19 protein-coding genes are annotated in these 21,361 nt (G+C 58.9%); 4 read left to right on the top strand and 15 right to left on the bottom strand.

Annotated features, from left to right (window positions below; translation table 11 throughout):
• Positions 1-396: 396 nt before the first annotated feature.
• From rpmA to L8V22_RS09340, 3 genes are all read right to left on the bottom strand, one after another.
• Positions 397-675, bottom strand: coding sequence for a 50S ribosomal protein L27 (rpmA, locus tag L8V22_RS09350; protein ID WP_005324079.1), 279 nt, complete (start codon positions 673-675; stop codon positions 397-399).
• Between the two features lie 42 nt (positions 676-717).
• Positions 718-1,023, bottom strand: a complete 306-nt coding sequence (gene rplU, locus L8V22_RS09345) for a 50S ribosomal protein L21 (RefSeq protein WP_049377209.1) — start codon at positions 1,021-1,023, stop codon at positions 718-720.
• A 227-nt stretch (positions 1,024-1,250) separates the two neighbouring features.
• Positions 1,251-5,087 (bottom strand): translation initiation factor IF-2 N-terminal domain-containing protein, encoded by a 3,837-nt coding sequence (locus tag L8V22_RS09340; RefSeq protein WP_238801180.1) that lies wholly within the window; start codon positions 5,085-5,087, stop codon positions 1,251-1,253.
• Positions 5,088-5,288: 201 nt separating this feature from the next.
• On the opposite strand from L8V22_RS09340, the gene L8V22_RS09335 reads away from it, so the two are divergent.
• Positions 5,289-6,056, top strand: a complete 768-nt coding sequence (locus L8V22_RS09335; RefSeq protein WP_238801179.1) for a hypothetical protein — start codon at positions 5,289-5,291, stop codon at positions 6,054-6,056.
• On the opposite strand, the gene arsB is transcribed toward L8V22_RS09335, so the two are convergent.
• Complete coding sequence (arsB, locus tag L8V22_RS09330; protein ID WP_238801178.1) at positions 6,053-7,117, bottom strand: ACR3 family arsenite efflux transporter; 1,065 nt, start codon at positions 7,115-7,117, stop codon at positions 6,053-6,055. The two genes, L8V22_RS09335 and arsB, sit on opposite strands and share 4 nt — an antisense overlap.
• A 109-nt stretch (positions 7,118-7,226) precedes the next feature.
• Here arsB and L8V22_RS09325 point away from each other — a divergent pair, with 109 nt between their 5' ends.
• On the top strand, positions 7,227-7,577 hold the full coding sequence (locus tag L8V22_RS09325; RefSeq protein WP_023020933.1) for an ArsR/SmtB family transcription factor: 351 nt from the start codon (positions 7,227-7,229) through the stop codon (positions 7,575-7,577).
• Positions 7,578-7,590: 13 nt separating this feature from the next.
• Here the strand turns inward: L8V22_RS09325 and L8V22_RS09320 are convergent, their stop codons facing one another.
• The 7 genes from L8V22_RS09320 to L8V22_RS09290 form a co-directional block, all read right to left on the bottom strand.
• A complete protein-coding gene (locus L8V22_RS09320; protein WP_238801177.1) occupies positions 7,591-8,895 on the bottom strand; it encodes an exonuclease domain-containing protein in 1,305 nt (434 codons plus the stop codon).
• Positions 8,896-9,056: 161 nt separating this feature from the next.
• Positions 9,057-9,467, bottom strand: a complete 411-nt coding sequence (ndk, locus tag L8V22_RS09315; RefSeq protein WP_005324068.1) for a nucleoside-diphosphate kinase — start codon at positions 9,465-9,467, stop codon at positions 9,057-9,059.
• Between the two features lie 78 nt (positions 9,468-9,545).
• Positions 9,546-9,857, bottom strand: a complete 312-nt coding sequence (locus L8V22_RS09310; protein WP_023020931.1) for a hypothetical protein — start codon at positions 9,855-9,857, stop codon at positions 9,546-9,548.
• Positions 9,858-9,912: 55 nt separating this feature from the next.
• A complete protein-coding gene (locus L8V22_RS09305; RefSeq protein WP_049377216.1) occupies positions 9,913-10,425 on the bottom strand; it encodes a DUF4233 domain-containing protein in 513 nt (170 codons plus the stop codon).
• Positions 10,422-11,957 carry a bifunctional tetrahydrofolate synthase/dihydrofolate synthase gene (folC, locus tag L8V22_RS09300; protein ID WP_238801176.1) on the bottom strand — a complete coding sequence of 512 codons (1,536 nt, stop codon included), beginning with the start codon at positions 11,955-11,957 and terminating at the stop codon, positions 10,422-10,424. The genes L8V22_RS09305 and folC overlap by 4 nt, the downstream gene beginning before the upstream one ends.
• On the bottom strand, positions 11,957-14,677 hold the full coding sequence (locus tag L8V22_RS09295; protein ID WP_238801175.1) for a valine--tRNA ligase: 2,721 nt from the start codon (positions 14,675-14,677) through the stop codon (positions 11,957-11,959). Before L8V22_RS09295 ends, folC begins: the two co-directional genes overlap by 1 nt.
• Before the next feature lie 80 nt (positions 14,678-14,757).
• Positions 14,758-15,708 (bottom strand): malate dehydrogenase, encoded by a 951-nt coding sequence (locus L8V22_RS09290; RefSeq protein WP_238801174.1) that lies wholly within the window; start codon positions 15,706-15,708, stop codon positions 14,758-14,760.
• Positions 15,709-16,078: 370 nt separating this feature from the next.
• On the opposite strand from L8V22_RS09290, the gene L8V22_RS09285 reads away from it, so the two are divergent.
• Positions 16,079-16,846: a TetR/AcrR family transcriptional regulator gene (locus L8V22_RS09285; protein ID WP_238801173.1), complete on the top strand. Its 768-nt coding sequence runs from the start codon at positions 16,079-16,081 to the stop codon at positions 16,844-16,846.
• Between the two features lie 87 nt (positions 16,847-16,933).
• Here L8V22_RS09285 and clpX read toward each other — a convergent pair whose 3' ends face one another.
• Positions 16,934-18,229 carry an ATP-dependent Clp protease ATP-binding subunit ClpX gene (gene clpX, locus L8V22_RS09280; RefSeq protein WP_238801172.1) on the bottom strand — a complete coding sequence of 432 codons (1,296 nt, stop codon included), beginning with the start codon at positions 18,227-18,229 and terminating at the stop codon, positions 16,934-16,936.
• A gap of 227 nt (positions 18,230-18,456) precedes the next feature.
• On the opposite strand from clpX, the gene fabG reads away from it, so the two are divergent.
• The gene (gene fabG / locus L8V22_RS09275; protein ID WP_238801171.1) at positions 18,457-19,224 is read left to right on the top strand and encodes a 3-oxoacyl-ACP reductase FabG; all 768 of its coding nucleotides are present in this window, start codon (positions 18,457-18,459) and stop codon (positions 19,222-19,224) included.
• Positions 19,225-19,324: 100 nt separating this feature from the next.
• Here fabG and L8V22_RS09270 read toward each other — a convergent pair whose 3' ends face one another.
• The 3 genes from L8V22_RS09270 to L8V22_RS09260 all read right to left on the bottom strand — a co-directional run bounded on the left by L8V22_RS09270 (position 19,325) and on the right by L8V22_RS09260 (position 21,336).
• A complete protein-coding gene (locus tag L8V22_RS09270) occupies positions 19,325-19,579 on the bottom strand; it encodes a hypothetical protein (protein ID WP_049377223.1) in 255 nt (84 codons plus the stop codon).
• A 164-nt stretch (positions 19,580-19,743) separates the two neighbouring features.
• Complete coding sequence (locus L8V22_RS09265; protein ID WP_049377224.1) at positions 19,744-20,034, bottom strand: hypothetical protein; 291 nt, start codon at positions 20,032-20,034, stop codon at positions 19,744-19,746.
• A gap of 3 nt (positions 20,035-20,037) precedes the next feature.
• The gene (locus L8V22_RS09260) at positions 20,038-21,336 is read right to left on the bottom strand and encodes an inorganic phosphate transporter (RefSeq protein WP_238801183.1); all 1,299 of its coding nucleotides are present in this window, start codon (positions 21,334-21,336) and stop codon (positions 20,038-20,040) included.
• Positions 21,337-21,361: the final 25 nt, after the last annotated feature.

Genomic DNA, 21,361 nt, shown 5'->3' with positions numbered 1-21,361 from the left:
GATAAACCGGACTAGAGCTTATGGAAAGCGGACGCGCAAGATGCATCGGTACCACACCTTCAAGCCACAGTCGGGTTATCGCCTGACTGTCACACAGCTAGTACGCCTGCGATGATTGCGCGGCAAGTCCAACTCACCAGCAGGCCTATAAGCCACAGACTTTGCCAAACCATCCACACCAGCAGCCACTCAGAATGAACCACCACCCTGATCAACGCCGCAAACGGCGACATAATAGGAGAAACTGGACCTAATTCGACTCCATACAATCACCTCACCGACAACAGGTGTTCCCCCGGAGAAGCAGCATCCAAGGACCCTTTTACAACAGAAAAATCCCCAAGCCCTTCACACTGCTGTGGGACGGACTCGAGGATTAGCCTAATCGGACTGAAGTTAAGCAGTCGCTTCTGCAGCAACCTCTTCAGCCGGAACGATGTTGACCATACGACGGCCACGCTTGATACCGAACTCGACGGAGCCAGCTGCAAGCGCGAATAGGGTATCGTCGCCGCCGCGGCCTACGTTCTCACCTGGGTGGAACTTGGTACCGCGCTGACGCACGATGATCTCGCCGGCATTAACCTGCTGACCACCGAAGCGCTTGACGCCGAGACGCTTGGACTCGGAATCGCGGCCGTTGCTGGAGCTGGAAGCACCCTTCTTGTGTGCCATGTGGTTTTCCCTCCTTTAGGGATAATTACAGCCGGTTAAGGCTTACTTGATACCGGTGATCTTCAAGGTGGTCACAGGCTGACGGTGGCCCAGACGCCTCTTGTAACCAGTCTTGTTCTTGTACTTCAGGATATCGACCTTCGGGCCCTTACCCTGCTCAACGATCTCTGCAGAAACAGAAACCTTCTCCAAGTCGGATGCCTTGGACTTAACATCGGCGCCATCGACGAGCAGAACCGGGGTGAGAGCTACGGCAGAGCCTGGCTCACCCTCGATCTTCTCGACCTTGACGAGGTCACCTTCAGCAACCTTGTACTGCTTGCCGCCGGTCTTGACGATCGCGTACATAGAGGGTTACCCCTTATCTAAACTCGCTCGGAAGCAACCGGGGAGGCCGCGTTCCGAATGGACACTTACACATTGCGTTTAGTTCCCGCGCGAACATGCCCGCACAGCTCACTAAGTGAGTGTCGGACTGATCCAGCGCCGTAAGTACTAAACAGCGACTGTCAAAGACTACCCCGTAGCGGGCACAAAATACAAACCACGCTTTTTGTGCCCCGCGTGGCGTAGCCCTAAGACTTGCTTCGTCGTGCTACGCGGCGTCGGCCGCGCCCAGCCTTGGTGTGCGCCTTATCCTGGTTGGTCCCGGTTGCTGCAGGCTGCTTTTGAGCGCCGTTATCCTGCATCTTTGGGGCCCTCGCTCTTGCCGGCGCCCCCTTTTTACGCACTGCCCGCTTCTTTCCACGGCGCAGCACCTTGACGTCGCCAGAAGCTGCCGGTTTGCCACTTGCTGCCCGTTCCGGCGAGCGGTCTTCTGCGCGCTTTGCCGCCTTCGGGTTATCTGCTACCGCTTTCTTGGGCGCGGTCTGTCGCACGGCACGGCGACGCCCACGGCCTCGCCCATTGCCGCCCGTGCGCCCTGCACGCGCGGTGCTAGCGGCCTTTTCATGGCGTTGCTCAGCGGAACCACCCACCTGCTCACGCTCATGTTCCTCGGTCTTCGCCTTCACCCCGTGCGGCACGCGCGAGGTGGCACGGCGCTTGCTCGGCTGGGTGCGCACCGAACGACGACGGCCGCGTCCGCGACCGCGGCCCTTGCGCTCTTTTTCCGCCTTTGGCGCTTCGACCGAGTCCGCGTCGGTAGCAGCACCAGACACGGCGTGCGCGTTGGAGCCCTTTTCGCCGGAGACTGCGAAGTCCTGCGGCTGCGGGCGCTTATCGGAGCGCGAATTGCCACGCGTGCGGCGCTTGCGGCGCGGCGAGGATTCAAACTCGGCTACTGCCTCTTCGTAGGTTTTCTCCGCAGCCTTCTGCTCGCTCTGCTCAGATAACTTGCGCTCCGCGCCTTCGGCAGCGGGAGAGGCCTTGGAACGGCGCGTGGCTCGGCGAGGCTTCTTGCCACGCCTGGAGCCCGACCCAGCACCAGGGTGAGCCTTAGCAACGGCTCCCGAATCTGCGTCCGTATCCGCGTCGGGGATGTAAGAATTGAACTCTTGGACCTCATCGTTTTCAGCGGCATTATCCGCCGCAGCATACGCGATAGCCTCGATATCGGATACTTCAGCCCGGGCGCGCTTGCGAGCGCGACGGCGCCCACGTCCGCCTCCACGCTCCTTAACACGGTCTCGGTCTTCGCTTTGCATGCTCTGATCAGCGTGCGGCTCGTCCGAGCCGCGCTCATCCACGACTACGTTGGCAACGAGATCTTCCAACGAAGTCTTTGCAGATTCCTGTACGGTGTCCTCGCGCTCGGTGCCGTAGACAGGAGCCTGCGTCTTTTTGAAGCGTTTGGACGTGGAGGCCTTGTCGGGGGCATCGTCAAGCTCATGCTTATGCATCGCCACCGCAGCCGGGTGCTGCTGGGGATCGTGGTGCGGCTTCTTGTGTTGCTTCGACTTCCGGCCAGAGTGCTTAGAACGCTGATCCTCCTCGGCCTCATCCACCGGGTACTGGTGAATGATGATGCCGCGGCCATTGCAGCACTCACACTCGGTGGAGAAAGTCTCCACCAGCCCGGTGCCCAGACGCTTGCGGGTCATCTGCACCAAGCCCAGCGAGGTAACCTCAGATACTTGGTGGCGGGTGCGATCGCGACCCAAAGCCTCCTTCAAGCGGCGCAGGACTAGGTCCTGGTTTTCCGGCAGGACCATGTCGATAAAGTCCACAACGATCATGCCGCCCAGATCGCGCAGGCGCATCTGGCGCACGATTTCTTCTGCCGCTTCGAGGTTATTGCGGGTAACCGTTTCCTCCAGGTTGCCTCCAGAACCGGTGAACTTGCCGGTATTGACGTCGATGACAGTCATAGCCTCGGTGCGGTCAATAACCAGCGTACCGCCGGATGGCAGCCATACCTTGCGCGAGAGCGCCTTATGCAGCTGCTCATCAATGCGGTAGGCCTCGAAGGCGTCCTGCCCGCCGTGGTCCTTGGCACGGTAGCGCACCACACGGTCCGCAAGGTCGGGTGCCATGGAATCGACATAGGCGCGCACGGTATTGAAAGAACGCTTGCCATCGACGATGAGCTCGGTGAAATCTTCATTGAAGAGATCGCGCACCACCTTGATGAGCATGTTTGGCTCTTCATACATGGTCACCGGCTTGGCACCCTTAGAGGACTTTTCCTTCTTGGCGTGGGCAATGATGTCCTCCCACCGGTTGTGCAGGCGGTTGACGTCGGTCGCGATTGCCTCTTCCGGGACATTTTCAGCAGCGGTGCGGATGATCGCGCCACCATCGCCCGGCACCACGCGGCCGAGGATATCCTTCAAGCGCTTGCGCTCTGGGGCAGGCAGCTTGCGGGAAATGCCGGCGCTGCGGCCGCCGGGGACGTAGACCAGGTAGCGGCCGGCGAGGGAAATCTGGGTGGTCAGGCGCGCGCCCTTGTGGCCGATGGGATCCTTGGCCACCTGTACCAATACCTGATCACCGGACTTCAAGGCGTTTTCTACCTTGCGGGCGCGCCCGTGCAGCTTGGTCTTGCGCCAATCGATTTCACCGGCGTAAAGCACGCCGTTTCGGCCCTGTCCGATATCCACGAAGGCCGCCTCCATAGACGGCAGCACATTTTGAACACGGCCTAGGTAAATATTGCCAATGAGCGAAGCCTGGGACTCGGTAGTCACAAAGTGCTCGACCAACAAGTCATCTTCCAGCACGCCCACCTGGGTGATAATGCCGGCACCGTCCTCGCGCTCCTTATCGCGCACCACCATGGTGCGCTCAACGGCTTCGCGGCGGGCTAGGAACTCAGCTTGAGAAACGATGTGCTGACGGTTGCGGCCTTTCTCGCGCAGTTCTGCGCGGCGGCGCTTCTGGGCCTCGATGCGCGTGGAACCGCGGATGGCCTTCGGCTCTTCAATGTGCTCGGGTTCGTCGGCCGGTGCTTCGCGGTTCGCGCTGGCGCCGCGCCCGCGGGATGCGCCGCGACGACCACGGCGGCGGCCCTCAGACTTTCCGGAACCGCGGTTCGATCCGAATTGCTCGCTATCGTCTTCCGCAAAATCGGCAGCGCCTTCGTTGTCATCACTTCCGGAGCCGTCGCTGGAGTAATCCTCTTCGGTCTCTGCAGCCTGTGCGAATACCGCTGCATCATCTTGCTGCGGGGCCATAAATATGGGCGCAAAGTCATAGTGCCCAGAATCTTCCTCAGATTCGGCACGCGGGACGATGTGCGGGGCGTAGTAGTCATCCTCGAAATCCTCGCCGGCCTCGGCAAGTGCCTCGTGCAGCTTTGCCGCATCAACGGTACCGGTATCGAGTGCGCTAGCCGGTGCTTCTTCCGTCTCGTCCGGGGAATCTGCCGCCTCGGAGTCCTCGGCGGCGGCGCCAGCTTCGTTTGCAGCCTGGGCGAGGGATGCTTCTACCTTGTCTTCGATCTGGGAGATCTCATTGTCCACGTTCTTGCGCACGCGGTGGCGCAGGTGTTCCTCGTCTTCCGAGGACTGCTCCCCTGTTGAGTCGGTATGGGCCGGCTCTTCGGGTGCTGTTGCAGCGGATTTGCGAGTGGCCTTGCGGGCGCGCTTGGCACGTTTCTTCGCCGGTTTCTTCTCGAGCTCCTCGCCCGAATTATCTTCCGGTTGTCCAGCAGCCTTGTCTTCGGACTCCCTGTCCGCTGCGGTGGTTGAGGCGTCGCTGGTGTCGCCAGAGGCGACGTCGGCAAGCGCGGCGGCGCTGGCCACAGTATCGAGCACCTGGCTCGCTTCCGCGCGGGTAAGAGAGCTTTGCGCGCTCTTTTTCAGGCCCGTGTCTTTGAGCTGCGCCACCAGCTCACGCGAGGATAGCCCCAGCTGCTTGGCTAGGGCATATACGCGCGTTTTATCTTTCAGCTGACTGCGATCCAAGTTCTGCGCTAAAGACGCCGCCGCCTTGAGGTTTTCAGTTGTTTCTTGAGAGTTCTGTGCCACCATGTTCGGGCTTACTCCTGTACATCGTCCGTATCTGGCGCTACCTCGGGCGCAGGCACAGCATGGACTGTACCGCCGCCGCGCGAGGTATTTTGCGCGCTGTAAAAGTTTGTGGGTATTAAGTTATTACGCGTCTCGTACGCGCTAATGACCATTGTGTCACAGAAACGCGGTCAAGCTGGCAGGCGGTGTTATGTTGACAGGGTGGCAGAACTAGCACGAATCCCCGCCCGCGAGCTTGCGCAGTACCGGCAGCGCAATGAAATCCCTGTACGCTCGGCGCTTTATTTCGGCGTTCCTGCTGGATTTGCCATTGGATTCGCCAACACCGGCGTGGATTATATGCTGGTGGGAGCCGGTATTTTTGCCATCTTTGCGGTGCTGGGGTTAGTGCACCTCATCCGCAATTACCCGCGCGGCATCAACGCCGCGCGGGAGGAGTATCGCGAGGGCGACTATCCCACCATTGCCTATATCGCCCCGCTTATCCCCATCGCCGCGCCGCTGGCCATGGCCCCGCTGAGTGCAGCCGGGCTGGTGCCGGAGGTAGAACTTGCCCCGCCCATTGCCGGTGTCCTGTCGGGGGCGTGGTGGGCATGCGGCTTGCCTTTGGGACTGTGGGCGATGTTTTCCCAATCCTTTCGGATTGGCCGGCGGCGCATTAATAAGATTCTGGAAAAAGATCCGCTCGAAGGAGTAACCGAGGCTCGCCTAGAGCTTGCCGACGCCCACGTAGACACCCTCACCGCCCTCATAGCCGCCGGCGCGGTGCAAGGAAATACGGTCTCCGCTAGGGCCCTGTCCAAATTCATGCAGGTCGATCTCGACCTAGTGTGCAAGCACCTTGATGAATTGGCACAGGCGGGCCTAGTGAAACTTGACCGCATCGCCTTGCGCTCTGCGCCCAAAGACTGGAAAAACACCGTCACACCTACCGGGGTTCGTTGCCTCTATCAATTGGGCAGGCGTTAACGCGGCAAGCTTGTATCTCCCGGAAATAGCTTCGGCCCTATCCAGAGCATTACGTAGACGAGTCCGACGAGCACCGGAATCTCAATGAGAGGTCCGATGGTGCCGGCTAGAGCCTGCGCGGAAGCAACGCCAAAAGTGCCAATGGAAACCGCGATGGCTAATTCGAAATTATTGCCTGCTGCGGTAAAGGCCACGGAAGCGGATTGCGCGTAGTTCATTCCCACTAACTTCGCTACGCCCAGAGCTAAGAAAAACATCCCTACGAAGTAGATAACCAACGGGATCGCGACCTTGACCACCGCCGTGGGCTGCGCTACCAGCTGCTCTCCCTGCAGGGAAAATAGCAACACAATGGTATAAAGCAGACCAATCATCGCCAAGGGAGCAATTGCCGGAAGGAAGCGGTTTTCAAACCATTCGCGACCTTTGGCTTTCTCACCCCAAGCCCGCGAGAGCACACCAAGTAACAAGGGAACTCCCAAAAATACTAGGACCGCGGTGACGATAGACCAGAAAGAGAAATCCGCAGAGGTGGTATCCAGGCCTAGCCAACCAGGAAGAACCTGCAGGTAAAACCAGCCCATAACGCCAAACATAGCTACTTGGAAAACGGAATTAATAGCCACGAGAACAGCGGTGGCCTCTCGGTCGGCACAGGAGAGATCGGACCACACTAGGACCATTGCGATACAGCGGGCTAACCCAACAATAATCAGGCCGGTTCGCAGCTCGGGCTGGTCGGCAAGAAATATCCACGCCAGGGTGAACATCAATGCAGGCCCCACCAGCCAGTTCAACACGATTGACACCACCATCAAGCGGCCATCTGCGGCGATGTCCCGAGTCTTTTCATAGCGGACTTTCGCCAGGGGCGGATACATCATAACTAGCAGTCCTAGTGCAATCGGAAGAGAAATACCGCCCACCTCTAGAGCAGATAGGGCTTCTCCAATACCTGGCAGGAAGTGTCCGATCAATAGCCCCGCGGCCATGGCCATGATGATCCAGACGGGAAGGAATCTATCGAGAAATGACAATTTTGGGCGTTGCGGAACGGCCATGACTCTCCTTGCGCGACGAGGAATTCACATTTCAAGGCAGTACTTTAATCACCCATATTGATACTCGTCAATATAACAGAGTGCGAAGCAGCCTCTTTATACTGTGTGCATGGACTCCTCCCCTAGCAATGCCGATAACACCCCCGACGGGCAGTGCTGCTCCCTGAGCAGTGGTCCGCTCAGCCAGAGCGATTCCCTGCGCTTTTCCCAGCAATTTAAAGTACTTGCTGACCCTGCCCGCCTGCGCCTGCTGTCCATATTGTGCGATGAGGGCTGCGGCCCGATGAGTGTTACGCAGTTGACCGAGCTCTCTGGGCTTAGCCAACCGACGGTATCTCATCACCTCGGCAAGTTGAGGGAATCTGGCCTTTTAATCAAGCAGCAATCGGGCCGTACCGTTACCCATCGAGTGCAAAAGGAAGCCTTCAGCACACTGCGCCAATTACTCTCCTTCGATTAGGAGAGTTCCAGTCTTAGTCTGCGAAGTGAATGACCTCACGGGCGACGTCTTCCGCAACGATGGGAATGCCATACTGCTTCGCTTTCTTGGCTTTGCCCGATTGCGAGTCCGGGTCACCGGCGATGAGCACCTTGGTCTTTTTGGCTAGGCCGCCAATTTCCACGCCGTGCGCGGCAAAATACTCTTCCCATTCCGCAGTTGAGTAGGCCTTAGCGCCGGTAATGGTTACTCGCTCGCCAGCGCTCACCACAATGCCGCCCATGCTGGCGAGTCCGCCAATACTGCCGTCCTCATCAGAACCTTGCGGCGCCTCTTCACTAGGGGCACCATGCCGACCTTCTGCCTGTGGAGCGGTGTCGGGGTCTACGGCAGCCTCGATATCAGAAGCCGGGATCCCCAAGGCGCGGCCGGCAGAAGCCAGGATGGCGCGTTCCTCAGCCGTGACAACACCATCAGCCCAGGCTTCTTCAATCAGCAGCGTGATATAGGCTTCATGCAGCTCGCGCAGACCATGTTCATCGAGCCCATGTGCTTGAGCAAAGGCCAGCAATTGGGTTTGCTCGGTGGCGGAGAGGCGGCGGTCGAGCAAGGCGGCATCGAGAAGCTTGAAATAGTCTTCCGCAGCCGTATTCGATGGCGTCTCACGTTGTGCGACGAGCCCGGCGAACCAGCCGCCGTACTGTGCCGCTTGCTTGGCGGATTCCGCAGCTGCGCGGCTGAGAAGTGCCGGCTCCACCCAACCCGGGTGGGGTGCCAGGCTGCGATACAGCTGTTGCTCAGCCAAGCGCTCACTCATATAGTTCTCTTGGGCTGCCGGGGTATTGGCCAGGAAATGCTGGAATAGTTGCGCCGTGGCCATCGCATCCGCCAATGCGGAGTGTGCCAACTCATTATGAATTCCCAGATGGGCGCAGCAATCCCCCAGCTTCACCTTGGGAAGACCAAGATACCTGCGTGCCAATACGGCCGTATCGATCGCCGGCAAGGCCTCTTCAGAACAGGCGCGACAAGCCAGCAGCTCGGACTGAATAAAGGTCCGATCGAATCCCGCATTGTGAGCAACGAATATGCGGTCTTCGAGAGAATTAGCCAGCTTGTCCGCTACTTGCGCAAAGGTGGGCGCGCCTAGAACATCAGAGGCGGAAATGCCATGAATTTCCGTGGCCGCGATATGGCGTTGCGGGTTAATGAGCGTTTCCCAGGAATCCTGCACTGCTCCTTCCGGCGAGAGCTCCACGACGCCAATTTCAACGATGCGGTGCCCGTGCTTATAGGAAAATCCGGTGGTCTCAATGTCTACGACCGCGTAGCCGCGCATATGCGCCTCCCTACGTCTTGTTGAAAATAGTTCTTAGCCGCACCAGTGTAGCCGTGTTGTGCTCCTGCTCGCTGCCCATATAACGAGGGACCAGGTGACGCTATGAATAAAGCCCGAGCCGGTGGCTCGGGCTTAAGTGCGTACGAAACGCTATAAAGGCTTTAAAGGTTCGGGAACCAGATAGCGATTTCGCGCTCTGCGGACTCTGGTGAGTCAGAGCCGTGCACGATGTTCTCGCCAACGGTCAGAGCGAAGTCGCCGCGGATGGTGCCCGGGGTGGCCTTGGAAACTGGGTCGGTGCCACCGGCCAGCTGACGCCATGCCTCGATGGCACGCTCGCCCTCGACAACACCAGCGATAAGCGGTGCGGAGGTGATGAACTCGACGAGGTCACCGAAGAATGGCTTATCCTTGTGCTCCTCGTAGTGCTTCTCCGCGGTCTCGCGGTCAGCAACGCGCAGATCGAGCTCGGCCAGCTTCAGGCCCTTACGCTCGATGCGGGAGATGATTTCGCCTACGTGGCCGTTCTTTACGCCGTCCGGCTTGATGAGAATCAGTGTACGTTCAGTCATGCCCCACACTGTACCGAAACCGCACACATGCGTCGCGCGCTGGGGTATTCCTTTGGGGTAAAAGTGTGGGGTCCAGGGCTATGCGAGTTGTTTAACTATCTCTTCGGCGCGCCCCTGCGAAGTCCCTCTGAACCACAGGCGTACCTGGCCTACTGCGGCGCCAAACTGTCCATTAGCCAACAGGCGTTGCAGCTCCGCTCGCTGTTCCTTATCCAAATCCTCGAAGGTGGCTTCTTTGGCCGGTTCGAAGTTGCTCCGCAGGGCCAAAACCAGAAAAACGCCGCCAATAATGAGGGCGACTAGCGGTAGCCACGGCGTTCCCGTAGCGGCGCGGGCTACCACCGCGGCAACACAAGCGAGTGCGGCAAGGACGAGATAGAGAGTGCGCATGGCCGCCAGTCTATCGCGTCTTGGCCACTCGCCGAAGGCCGTCAAGGCTACCGTGCTATTTCTCGTTGAGGTGCTGCGTGGTGAGGTATCCGCGCTTCATACGGGCGATGAGGTTGCTGCGCAGGTATACGGCTAGCAGCCACTCCATGCCAAAGATGATGAAGATGGCGGCCACAGCCCAGTGGACCATAAAGCCCACAATGACGCACAACAGCTGCGCCCATACGATGACAGACAGCGCCCACTTCTTATTCATGAACGCGATCATCACGAGGTGGAATACCACTGCGGCGATGACAAAGCCGTAATTGAAGGGGGTCCACAAGGTACCGTCATACAGCTTGTACAGCATCGGCAGTGCGAAGGATAGGGCGAGCGCCTCCATGGTCAGGGAGCTGGCAATGACCATCCCGTTGAAGCTTTTAAGTGGGTCCTTGACTGGGGCTTGGCCCATGCCTAGGGGCCCGATCTCGCTTTCAGGGATATGTTCCTCGCGGCCGCGGGCACGGCTGCTGCGGGGCGGGCGGGGTTGGCGCTCTCCGCCTGGGTGGTGATTGTCGCGGCTCATGCAGGTTCCTTTCCAAACATCGCGCGGGCATCACCAGCGGTGACGACCGAGCCGGTGATGATAATGCCGGAGCCGGACTGGACCTCCGCGTCTTCGGCAAGTTCCACGGCCTGGGCATAGGCGCCGGGGAGATCGTCGGCAACGTGCACGCGCTCTTCGCCGTATATATCGCGGGCAGTTTCGGCCAACTCATAGGCGTCGAAGGCACGCGGCGAGGAGTTTTGGGTAATGACAACCTCGGTCAGATACGGCTCCAACGCGGTGAGAACTCCGGTCGCATCCTTATCCGCAAAGATGGACAGCACACCGATGAGGCGGGCGAAGTCGAAATCGCGGTCCAACGCTGCGCCTAAAGCCTTGGCGCCGTGGGGATTATGAGCGGCGTCAATAAACGTCGTGGGCGAGGTACGCACGCGCTCCAAGCGGCCGGGCGAAATTGCCTGGGCAAAGCCATTACGCACAGTCGCGATATCCAGCGAGTGGCCGGCAGATGCGCCGAAGAAAGCCTCCACCGCTGCAAGGGCCACGGCGGCGTTCTTGGCTTGGTGCTCGCCATGTAGGGGCATGAATATATCCTCATACAGGCCGCCGAGGCCTTGAATATTCACCTGCTGGCCGCCAACGGCAATGCGCGATTCGAGGGCGGCAAACTCGGAACCGGATCGAGCCACGCCTGCCTCGACGTCCACTGCCTGCTGCAGGATGACGCGCATAGCCTCCGGGTCCTGTTCAGCAATGACGACAATGTTTTCGTTCGGGGTCAATGGATCGTCGGCGTCTTCGCGTGGCTTAATAATGCCAGCTTTCTCGCCTGCGATTTCAGTGATCGTCTCCCCCAGGTAATCCGTGTGGTCCATGCCCACCGGGGTAATGACAGAGACATCCGCGTTGACCACATTGGTAGCGTCCCAACGTCCGCCAAGGCCGACTTCGACGACAGCGACGTCCACGGGGGCGTCGGCAAACGCAGCATAGGACAGGCCGACGAGGACCTCGAACTTAGACATAGGCACGTCCGATTCGGCATCGACCATTTCCACAAATGGCTTAATCTCGTGCCAGATGCGTACATAATCGCGCGGGTGAATGGGCTGGCCATCAATGCCGATGCGCTCAGTAACGCGCTGCAGGTGTGGGCTGGTTACCAAACCCACTCGGCGGTGGAAGGCACGCAAAAGCGAATCGACCATGCGCGCGGTAGAGGACTTTCCGTTGGTGCCGGCAATGTGGATGACGTCGAAAGAACGCTCGGGGTGACCGAGCAGATCCATGAGCATCTCGATGCGGTCGAGGGAAGGCTCAATCTTGGTTTCGGGCCAACGCTCGTTGAGTTCTTCCTCGACCTCCGCAAGGGCGCGTAGCTCCGCAGCGGAGACCTCCTGCGGAGCGGCCTCGTTGTACTCGTCCTCGCTGCCCATGCCCAAGTTGAGCGTCAGGCCCGACTCAGTGATTTCCACTGGGCCACCATCGGTGCCTTCTTTGAGGGCATCGACGATTTCAAAGTCCTCTGTATCCTTGTCCTTCTCCGCCACTACTTCAGGCCTTCCAAACGGCTGGTGATGCGCTCGACCTCTTCGCGGGCGATCTGCTGGCGCTGCTTAATCTTATTGACCACTTCTTCCGGCGCCTTGGACAGGAAGTTCTCATTGCCGAGCTTCTTGCCGGTTTGCTCCAGTTCCTTATTGGCCTTGGCCAGATCCTTTTCTAGGCGCTTGCGCTCAGCTTCTACGTCTACAGCACCGTGGGTATCTAGGGTGACCTCCACGGTGGCCTGGGAAAGGCGTACCTCGATAGAGGCGGAAGGATCGAAGTCCTCGCCTGGTGCGGTGGTATTAGCCAAGTTGCGCACCAGTTCTTCCTGGCCGGCCAGGTCGGCCGCGGCGAAGTCAAGGCGACCGGGAACCTTCTGAGAAGGCTTTACCCCTTGGTCAGAACGGAAGCGGCGCAGCTCAGTAATGAGCTTATCGGCATCCTCAATGCGGCGGGCGGCCACCTCATCCTTGGTGGCGCCACCATTGGTATCGGCAACGGTAGGCCACGGCGCCACAACGATGGACTCGCCGCCGGTCAAGGCCTTCCAGAGCACCTCGGTCACGAAAGGCATGGTCGGGTGCAGCAGGCGTAGGACGACGTCTAGCACGCGGCCCAGAACAATCTGGGTATTGCGGCCCTGCTCGCTGACACCATCACGCGGGATTTGGGTTTTGGCAATTTCCAAGTACCAGTCACATAGCTCGTCCCAGGTGAAGTGGTAGAGCAGCTCATTGGCCTTAGCAAACTGGTAATCATCCAGGTACGCATCCACCTTGGCGCGTACCTCTTCGGCGCGGTCGAGGATCCACCGGTCGGCGTCGCTAAGCTCCGCGCGGTTCGGCAGCGTAGCTACACCGGCGCCATTCATGAGCGCAAACTTGGTGGCGTTGAAGAGCTTGGTGGCAAAGTTGCGGGCAGCCGCGGCAGCATCAGAGCCCAATGGCAGGTCCACACCCGGGTTGGCCCCACGCGCAAGGGTAAAGCGCAGGGCGTCTGCGCCATAGTCGCGCACCCAATCCATCGGATCAATGCCATTGCCCAAAGACTTAGACATCTTGCGGCCCTGCTCATCGCGGACCAAGCCGTGTAGATACAGATCCTTAAATGGAACCTGCGGGCGACCATCGGTGCCCTCCCCCAAAAGCTCTGGGGTATGAGAGCCAGCGAAAGTACCGAACATCATCATGCGGGCTACCCAGAAGAACAAGATGTCATAGGCAGTGACCAGCACGTTGGTGGGGTAAAACTTCTCCAGATCCGGGGTCTTTTCCGGCCAACCCAGGGTGGAAAATGGCCACAGCGCGGAGGAGAACCAGGTATCCAATACGTCTGGGTCCTGCTCGTATCCTGCCGGTGGCTCCTCATCGGGGCCGACGCAGACGATGTCGCGCTGGCCGTCCTCGCCCTCCGGCCCGTACCAAATAGGAATGCGGTGACCCCACCACAACTGGCGGGAGATGCACCAATCGTGCATATCATCGACCCATTCAAAGTAGCGCGGCTCCAACGACTGTGGGTGCAAGGTGGTATCGTCTTCGCGCACAGCGTCACCAGAAGCCTTAGCCATCTTGGCCACGTCCACAAACCACTGCAGGGACAAGCGCGGCTCGATGGGTTCCCCGGAGCGCTCCGAGTGGCCCACAGAGTGGACGTACGGGCGAATTTCCTTGACAATGCGGCCTTGCTCGCGCAGTGCCTCGCGAATCTCCACACGGGCTTCCTCGCGGGTCAGGCCGTCGAAGCGGGTGCCAGTATTGGCAATGTGGCCGGTGGTATCCATGACCGTGGGCATGTCCAGGTTGTGGCGGGTGCCCATTGCGTAGTCATTCGGATCGTGTGCTGGGGTAATTTTCACCGCACCGGTACCAAATTCCATATCGACGTAATCGTCGGCGATGATCTTGAGTGTCAGGTCATCGCGGAATGGGTGCGGCAGCTCCTTGCCCACCAAGTCGGCGTAGCGCTCGTCGTCTGGGTGTACGGCAATAGCGACGTCGCCCAGCATGGTTTCCACACGGGTGGTGGCCACGATGAGGTGCGGTTCATCGTCGTTCAGCGAGCCATAGCGGATGGAGACCAGCTCGCCCTCGACGTCTTTGTACACGACCTCGATATCGGAGACGGCGGTCTCTAGCACCGGCGACCAGTTCACCAGGCGGTTGGCCTGGTAGATCATGCCCTCATCGTAGAGGTTCTTAAAGATGGTCTGTACGGCGCGCGAGAGGCCATCATCCAAGGTGAAGCGCTCGCGGGACCAGTCCACGGAGTCACCAATGGCGCGCATCTGGTTCTGGATGGTGCCGCCGTACTGCTTCTTCCATTCCCAGACCTTGCCAATGAATTCTTCGCGCTCATAGTCCCAGCGCTTCTTGCCCTCGGTCTCCTTGAGCTTGGCCTCGACCTTGGTCTGGGTAGCGATGCCGGCGTGATCGGCGCCGGGCAGCCACAGAGTGGCGTAGCCCTGCATGCGCTTGCGGCGGATAATGGAATCAATCAGCGTGTGGTCCAAGGCGTGGCCCATGTGCAGCTGGCCGGTCACATTCGGCGGCGGCAGCACGATGGAATAAGGCTCGGCCTCCGAATTCGCATCCGGGGTGAAGTAGCCCTTTTCTACCCAGCCCTCATAGAGGTCCTTCTCTACGGCCTGCGGCTCCCAAGACTTGGGCAGCGCATCGGCGCGGTTGGTACCAACTAATTGCTCATTATTTTGCTCAGTCACCTGGCCGATTCTACCTTGCACGTCAACCGGCTCAGCCAGGCAGGGTGCGCGCCGTGGCTAGAGCGCGCACCGAGTTTGTTTTAGAGCAGGTCTGCTACGGCCTCGCGCTCTTCACGCAGCTCAGCTACGGAGGCCTCAATGCGTTCCTTTTGGAACTCATTGAGCTCAAGTCCCTGCACAATTTCCCACTTCCCATCGCGGCAGATGGTGGGGAATCCACAGATGAGGCCCTTATCGACGCCGTAGGATCCATCCGATGGCACCGCCGCAGTGCGCCAATCCTGAGTGCCATGAATCCAGTCATGCATATGGTCCACGGCTGCCGAGGCCGCCGAGGCGGCCGAAGAGCTGCCACGCACCTCAATAATCTCGGCACCGCGCTTGGCTACCTTGGGGATCATTTCTTCGCGGTACCACTCTTGGTCCACCTCGGCATTGGAGAAAGTGATATCCGGGAACTGGCTGGCGGAGTGGTTGCCCCAAACCGCCACCTTGGTGAAATCGGTGGTTGATTTTCCGGTTTTCAACGCCAGCTGGCTCAGGGTGCGGTTATGGTCCAAGCGCATAAGGGCATTGAACTGGGAGTCATCCAGATCCGGGGCGTTATTCGCGGCGATAAGCGCGTTCGTATTAGCCGGGTTGCCCACCACGAGTACGCGGACATCGCGCGCTGCATAGTCATTAATGGCCTTGCCCTGCGTAGTGAAGATGGCACCATTGGCCTCCAGCAGGTCGGCGCGCTCCATGCCTTTGCTGCGCGGACGGGCGCCCACCAGGAAAGCGGCGGAGGTGTTCTCAAAAGCTTCTCGCACATCATCGGTCACCGTAATGGAGTTAACCAATGGCAAAGCGGAGTCATTGAGCTCCATGGCTACACCCTGGGCCTTGCCTACTGCAGCGGGGATTTCTAGCAGCGCTAGGTCAACCGGGGTGTCCTTGCCGTATACATCGCCGGCAGCGATGCGCCACAACAGCGAATATGCAATATTGCCGGCAGCGCCGGTGACGGTGATCTTGACGGGCTGAGTCATGGTGTAAAGCCTCCTTGGTGGCTGTGACAAGGGCGGCACTCGCGAGCCAGCCTGCTCGCACCGCCACGGAATGTATCCATCCCCGAGCTTAGCCCCACCACCGCCTTCAGCGCTGTGATTCTAGTCCCCCTCTTTTAGAGGGATAATGCAGCGAACTCGCGTTAAATTACCCCCGTTTACCTACGAATTAACGCCCCCAATGGGCCAGAAACTCCCGCACGGGGTGATCAATCGGGCATGATAGGAAAAGGAAAAGCGGGGTACTACCCCGCGCTGCACACCCTGGTGGCATCGGGTTTGCTTACTCCCGCACCGATAGATAACAGTTCACCGCGCCACTCGCGCGCCGCAAGAATTGAGGATTTACGCAATGAGCACTGAGAATACTGACCCACTGCAAGCTGCAGACCAGGCGGATTCTCCCCATGCTGCCCACGCGGAATCCGTCAGCATTGATTCCGTGGTCGACGTTGCGATTAAGCATTTTTCCAGCCTTGGTTTTGCAGAGACCAAGCTGGAGACCATCGCTCAGGAATCCGGCATGTCTAAGCGCATGATTCACTATCACTTTGGTGATAAGAAGGGCCTGTATTTGCGGGCGTTGAGTACCGCTGCGCAGCGCCTCAACCCGCTCGAGGATGACCTGGAAATCGATACCGCGGTTCCCGTCGAGGGCGTGCGCAAGTTGGTGGATTGGCTCTTCCGCGAGCGCGTTGCCAACCCTGAGGCCATCCGCATGCTGGTATGGGAATCCAACCAGCAGATTGTGGACCCAGCTCAACAGGCTATTGCCGACGTCGCCGGGGTCGCCCTTCACCTCGACCGCCTGCTGCTTTTGGGCCAAGACGCCGGAGCCTTCCGCCCAGGCATTTCCGCCAATGACATCTTCACCCTGATTTCCTCATTGACTGTGTACCGCGTGACCAACCAGGTAATGGTGGAAAACATGCTGGGCGTAAATTTCAATTCCCAAGAAAATATCGACGGTATGCATAGGCTTACCGTCGATGCTGTGCTGGCGTTTTTGACCGCCAATATCCCTGACTCGGGCCACGAGTCCTACCTCACCTCCTCCTCGTTCGATACCAAGGAGGGCGACGAGGCCTCGCCGCAGGATATCTATAACGAGGAGAACTAGCGCGGGCCCCGGCTACAAGGCCCGCACCTTACTTTGCCAAGGCCCGCCGACAGGCACTTTGAAGGCCGGTGCCTAGGCAGCTGCCGCTTAGGCAGACTCCTTCGCCTCATCCTTATAGCTAAACTGCGGCTCCGCGCCTTCGGTGACACACTCTGGGGTGATATGTACCGTCGCGATATCTTCGCGGTCCGGCAGGTCATACATCACTGGTACCAGCAGCTCTTCCATGATGGCGCGTAGGCCACGCGCACCCGTCTTGCGCTCCAAGGCGAGCTCCGCGATGGCGCCCAACGCCGCCGGCTCGATGTCCAATTCACAATCATCCATCTCAAACAGGCGGCTATACTGCTTGACCAAGGAGTTCTTCGGCTCGGTAAGCACCTTGACCAAGGATTCACGGTCCAGGTTATCCACAGTGGCCACGACGGGCAGGCGGCCGATGAACTCTGGAATAAGGCCAAACTTCACTAGGTCCTCAGGCCGCACCTGGGCGAAGAGATCGACCTTCTCGCGCTCGTCCTTGGTATCCAAGTTGGCGCCAAAGCCCACGCCCTTCTTTCCCACTCGATCCGCAATGACCTGGTCTAGCCCCGCGAATGCGCCGGCGACGATGAACAAGATATTGGAGGTATCCAGCTGGATAAACTCCTGATTCGGGTGTTTGCGTCCACCCTGCGGGGGAATGGCCGCCACGGTGCCTTCCAAGATCTTTAGCAGGGCCTGCTGTACACCCTCACCGGAGACGTCACGGGTAATGGACGGATTTTCAGACTTGCGGGAAATCTTGTCCACCTCGTCGACGTAGATAATGCCGCGCTGGGCGCGCTCCACGTCAAAATCGGCCGCTTGCAGCAGTTTCAGCAGGATATTTTCCACATCTTCGCCCACGTAGCCGGCCTCGGTGAGGCTGGTGGCATCAGCGATGGCAAAGGGGACATCGAGAAGCCGGGCCAAGGTCTGCGCCAAGTAGGTCTTACCGGAACCGGTAGGACCCAGCATCAAAATATTGGACTTAGAGATCTCCACCTCATCGCCCTCGGCCTTTTTGCGGCGAGCTTCCAACGCCGCCGACTCCTCTGCCTTGATGCGCTTGTAGTGGTTATAGACCGCAACCGAGAGGACGCGCTTAGCCTTGTCCTGACCAATGACGTATTTATCCAGGAAGGCGGAAATCTGCGAGGGCCGAGGCAGGCGGACCTCTGCGTCGGATGATTCCTGTGCCTGCTCCTGGCCCAGTTCCTCTTCGATAATCTCATTGCATAGCTCGATGCACTCATCACAGATGTAGACACCGCCGCCGGCGATGAGCTTTTTCACCTGCTTCTGACTCTTGCCACAAAAGGAACACTTGAGCAGGTCAGCGCTTTCTTGCATACGTGCCATTAAGTTCTTTCACACTCGCTTTTCGTACCGCTATCCACAGTTGGAAGGACAATTTTACCCCTCCGCGCGGCTTCATCTTCATCTATTTCTACCTTAGTAAATCAACCCGACAGGCCCTTCATTCATTCCCTTCCGCGTGGCGAATTTCCCAGACTTTTCCTGCTCTTGCGGCCTAAACTAGAAGGCGAAATCACCCTCGTTCCACCCCTTTTAGGATTAGGAGCAGCATGTTCGATCTCATGGGCCGCGTAGCCATTGTCACCGGCGGTGCTTCCGGTATTGGCCGCGGCATCGTCGCCTCACTACGAGAGGCCGGTGCCACCGTCATTATCGCCGATATTGATCTAGACCGCGCCACTGCAACAGCCGCGGAGCTAGGCGCCAGTCCCCTGCGCGTGGACGTCACCGACCGCGCTTCAGTCCAAGAAATGTACCGCCAGGTCAGCGCCGAACATGGCGGCTTCGACATCGTCTGTTCTAATGCCGGCGTCTTCCCTAATTGCCCACTGGCAGAGATGAGCGATGAACAATGGGAAGCCATGTTTGCCATCAATACCCACGGCACCTTCAAGGTGGTCCAAGAAGCACTCCCCTACCTCAAAGAACGCCGGTATGGGCGCATCGTGATTACTACTTCTATCACCGGCTCGCACACGGGCTTTCCAGGCTGGGCACATTACGGCGCCTCCAAGGCTGCCCAGCAGGGATTTATGCGTTCGGCCGCGCTCGAAGTAGCCGGCGATGGCATCACCATCAACGGCGTCCTGCCCGGCAATATCCTCACCGAAGGGCTCGAGGCCCAAGGCCAAGAGTACCTCGATCAGATGACGCGGTCGGTGCCCCTTAACCGTCTTGGTACTCCACGCGATATTGGCAATGCCGCGGCCTTCCTTGCTTCAGAAGAGGCGGGCTACATCACCGGCCAAACCCTCATTATCGACGGCGGACAACTCCTACCCGAAACCCCCGAGGCCATCCTGCCACCCCGTAATTAGCCGCGCTTGCCGACGTCCACCGTGCCCCACATAGCACGAGGCCCCTTGCTACACAGCGCGTGTAACAAGGGGCCTCATGGGGATTTCATTCAGTAGCTGCCTATTGCAGCCAGTCGAAGTCGAGCAGGAAAAGTTCTGCATCGAGCATCTCAAGTTCATCCGGTGCATGACCGGTAACGGTTTCTAGTGCCTCTGCAACGTCTTTGGTCGTAGCAGGAGTCTTATCAGCGTCAAGCAGGGTTTCTGCCACCAAAGCACGAACTGGAGCTTCCGAAATGGTGTCCAGGCCGGTACCAGTGGTGGAGCTCTTGAACGCATCAGCGATGCCGTCCATCAAAGAACGCATCATGTTCATTTCTCACACCTCCATGTGGCTTTCTCTCTGTTTGATACAGAGGAATATACGCGACATACCCTCGTTAGGCAACCCTTTGGTCGCTTTAAGTTAACTTTTTGTTAACTTAAAGAAAGTGTGTCGCACGCCACATTAGAGGTTTACCCCCAAGGGAGGACAATGACTTAGAGGTCGCCAAACGGCGTGAAGCCAAAGTAGTGGTCCAGCGTATCGCGGGCAATCCACATGATGGCCACCAGGATAACTACGGCCAGCACCGCATAGACAGTCCAGCCAAGCACCTTCATCTGAGGGCTTGCAGGGGTATCGCCAACAACGACGCCGTTGTCGTCGCGAATGGGGTCACCGGTCATACACCGCATGCCCAAGGAGAAAAGTAGCGGAATGCCAGCACCGAAGACCAACGCCAAGCCTGCAACGTGAATGAGGGACTGGAAGATTTCTGCAGCAGTCATGGTTTAGCGCTCCTCTTGAACAGTAGACGGCGCGGAGGCATCCTCCGCATTGGTAGCGGACACTGGTGCGGCGCCGGCAGCAACTGGCTCCTTGCGGTCAGAGCCCGCACCCATGGAAGAATCCACGGACTCGGAGTTTGGTTCCCAGTCGTTGTTGACGTTGGAAGCATCCACCGGGCTCATGCGGGAACGGATGACAATGAGCGCGGCCATTGCCAGCAGCAAGACGAAGTCCACGATGGCACCGGTTGCGACGTTGGTGAAGGAGGAGACGCCGTGTGCCAACCACCAGGTAGCAAAGCCCACGAACGCAGCGCACGGCAAGGTGATGAGCCATGCGGACACCATGCGCATGGCAACACCCCAGCGAACCTCAGCACCGCGGCGCCCCAGGCCGGTACCCAGAATGGAACCGGTGGACACGTGGGTGGTGGACAGTGCCATACCACCGGTAGCAGAGGTGAGGATGATGGCTGCAGAAGTAGCTTCAGCGGCCATGCCCTGTGGGGACTCAATCTCCACCAGACCCTTGCCCAGGGTGCGGATAACGCGCCAGCCGCCGGACAGAGTGCCGGCCGCGATAGCCACAGCACAAGAAACGATAACCCAGGTTGGAATGCGGGCGCCTGCAACCGCATGCCCAGAGGCAACCAGCGCCAGGAAGATAACGCCCATGGTCTTCTGTGCATCGCCAGCGCCGTGCGCCAGGGACACCAGGCACGCAGTGACGATCTGACCGTGGCGGAAGTGCTCGTTCTTAGCCTTATTCGGGATGGTGTTGGTTACCCAGTAGATAAGGAACGTGGCACACGCCGAAACCAGCGCCGCGATGATAGGCGAGGCAACGGCCGGGATAATGATCTTGCCGGCAATGGAGGACCACTCCACGCCAGCCGAGCCCATCGCAGCGAAGGCGGCACCAATAAGGCCACCGAACAAGGCGTGGGAGGAACTGGACGGCATACCCAGCAACCAGGTGAACAGGTTCCAGATGATGCCGCCGATAAGGCCAGTGAAGACGACCATCAACAGTGCCTGGCCGTCGGTATCAGCGGCGGCGCCAGACAGGTCGTAGGAATCAAGGTTAACAATGCCCTTTGCCACGGTCGCAGCAACATTGACCGAAAGGAAGGCACCCACAAGGTTAAGCGCTGCGGAGATGGCTACCGCGGTAAAAGGCTTCAAAGCACCAGTGGCAATGGACGTAGCCATCGCGTTGGCAGTGTCATGAAATCCGTTCGTAAAGTCAAAGGCAAGGGCGGTCACCACCACAATGCCGAGGATAATCAGAGTCGCTGTCACAGCGTTGGCCCCTTGGAAAGAAAAG

The organism is Corynebacterium yonathiae, from assembly GCF_027570195.1.
GTDB lineage: Bacteria > Actinomycetota > Actinomycetes > Mycobacteriales > Mycobacteriaceae > Corynebacterium > Corynebacterium yonathiae.
This window is presented reverse-complemented; position numbering and strand designations above follow the sequence as displayed.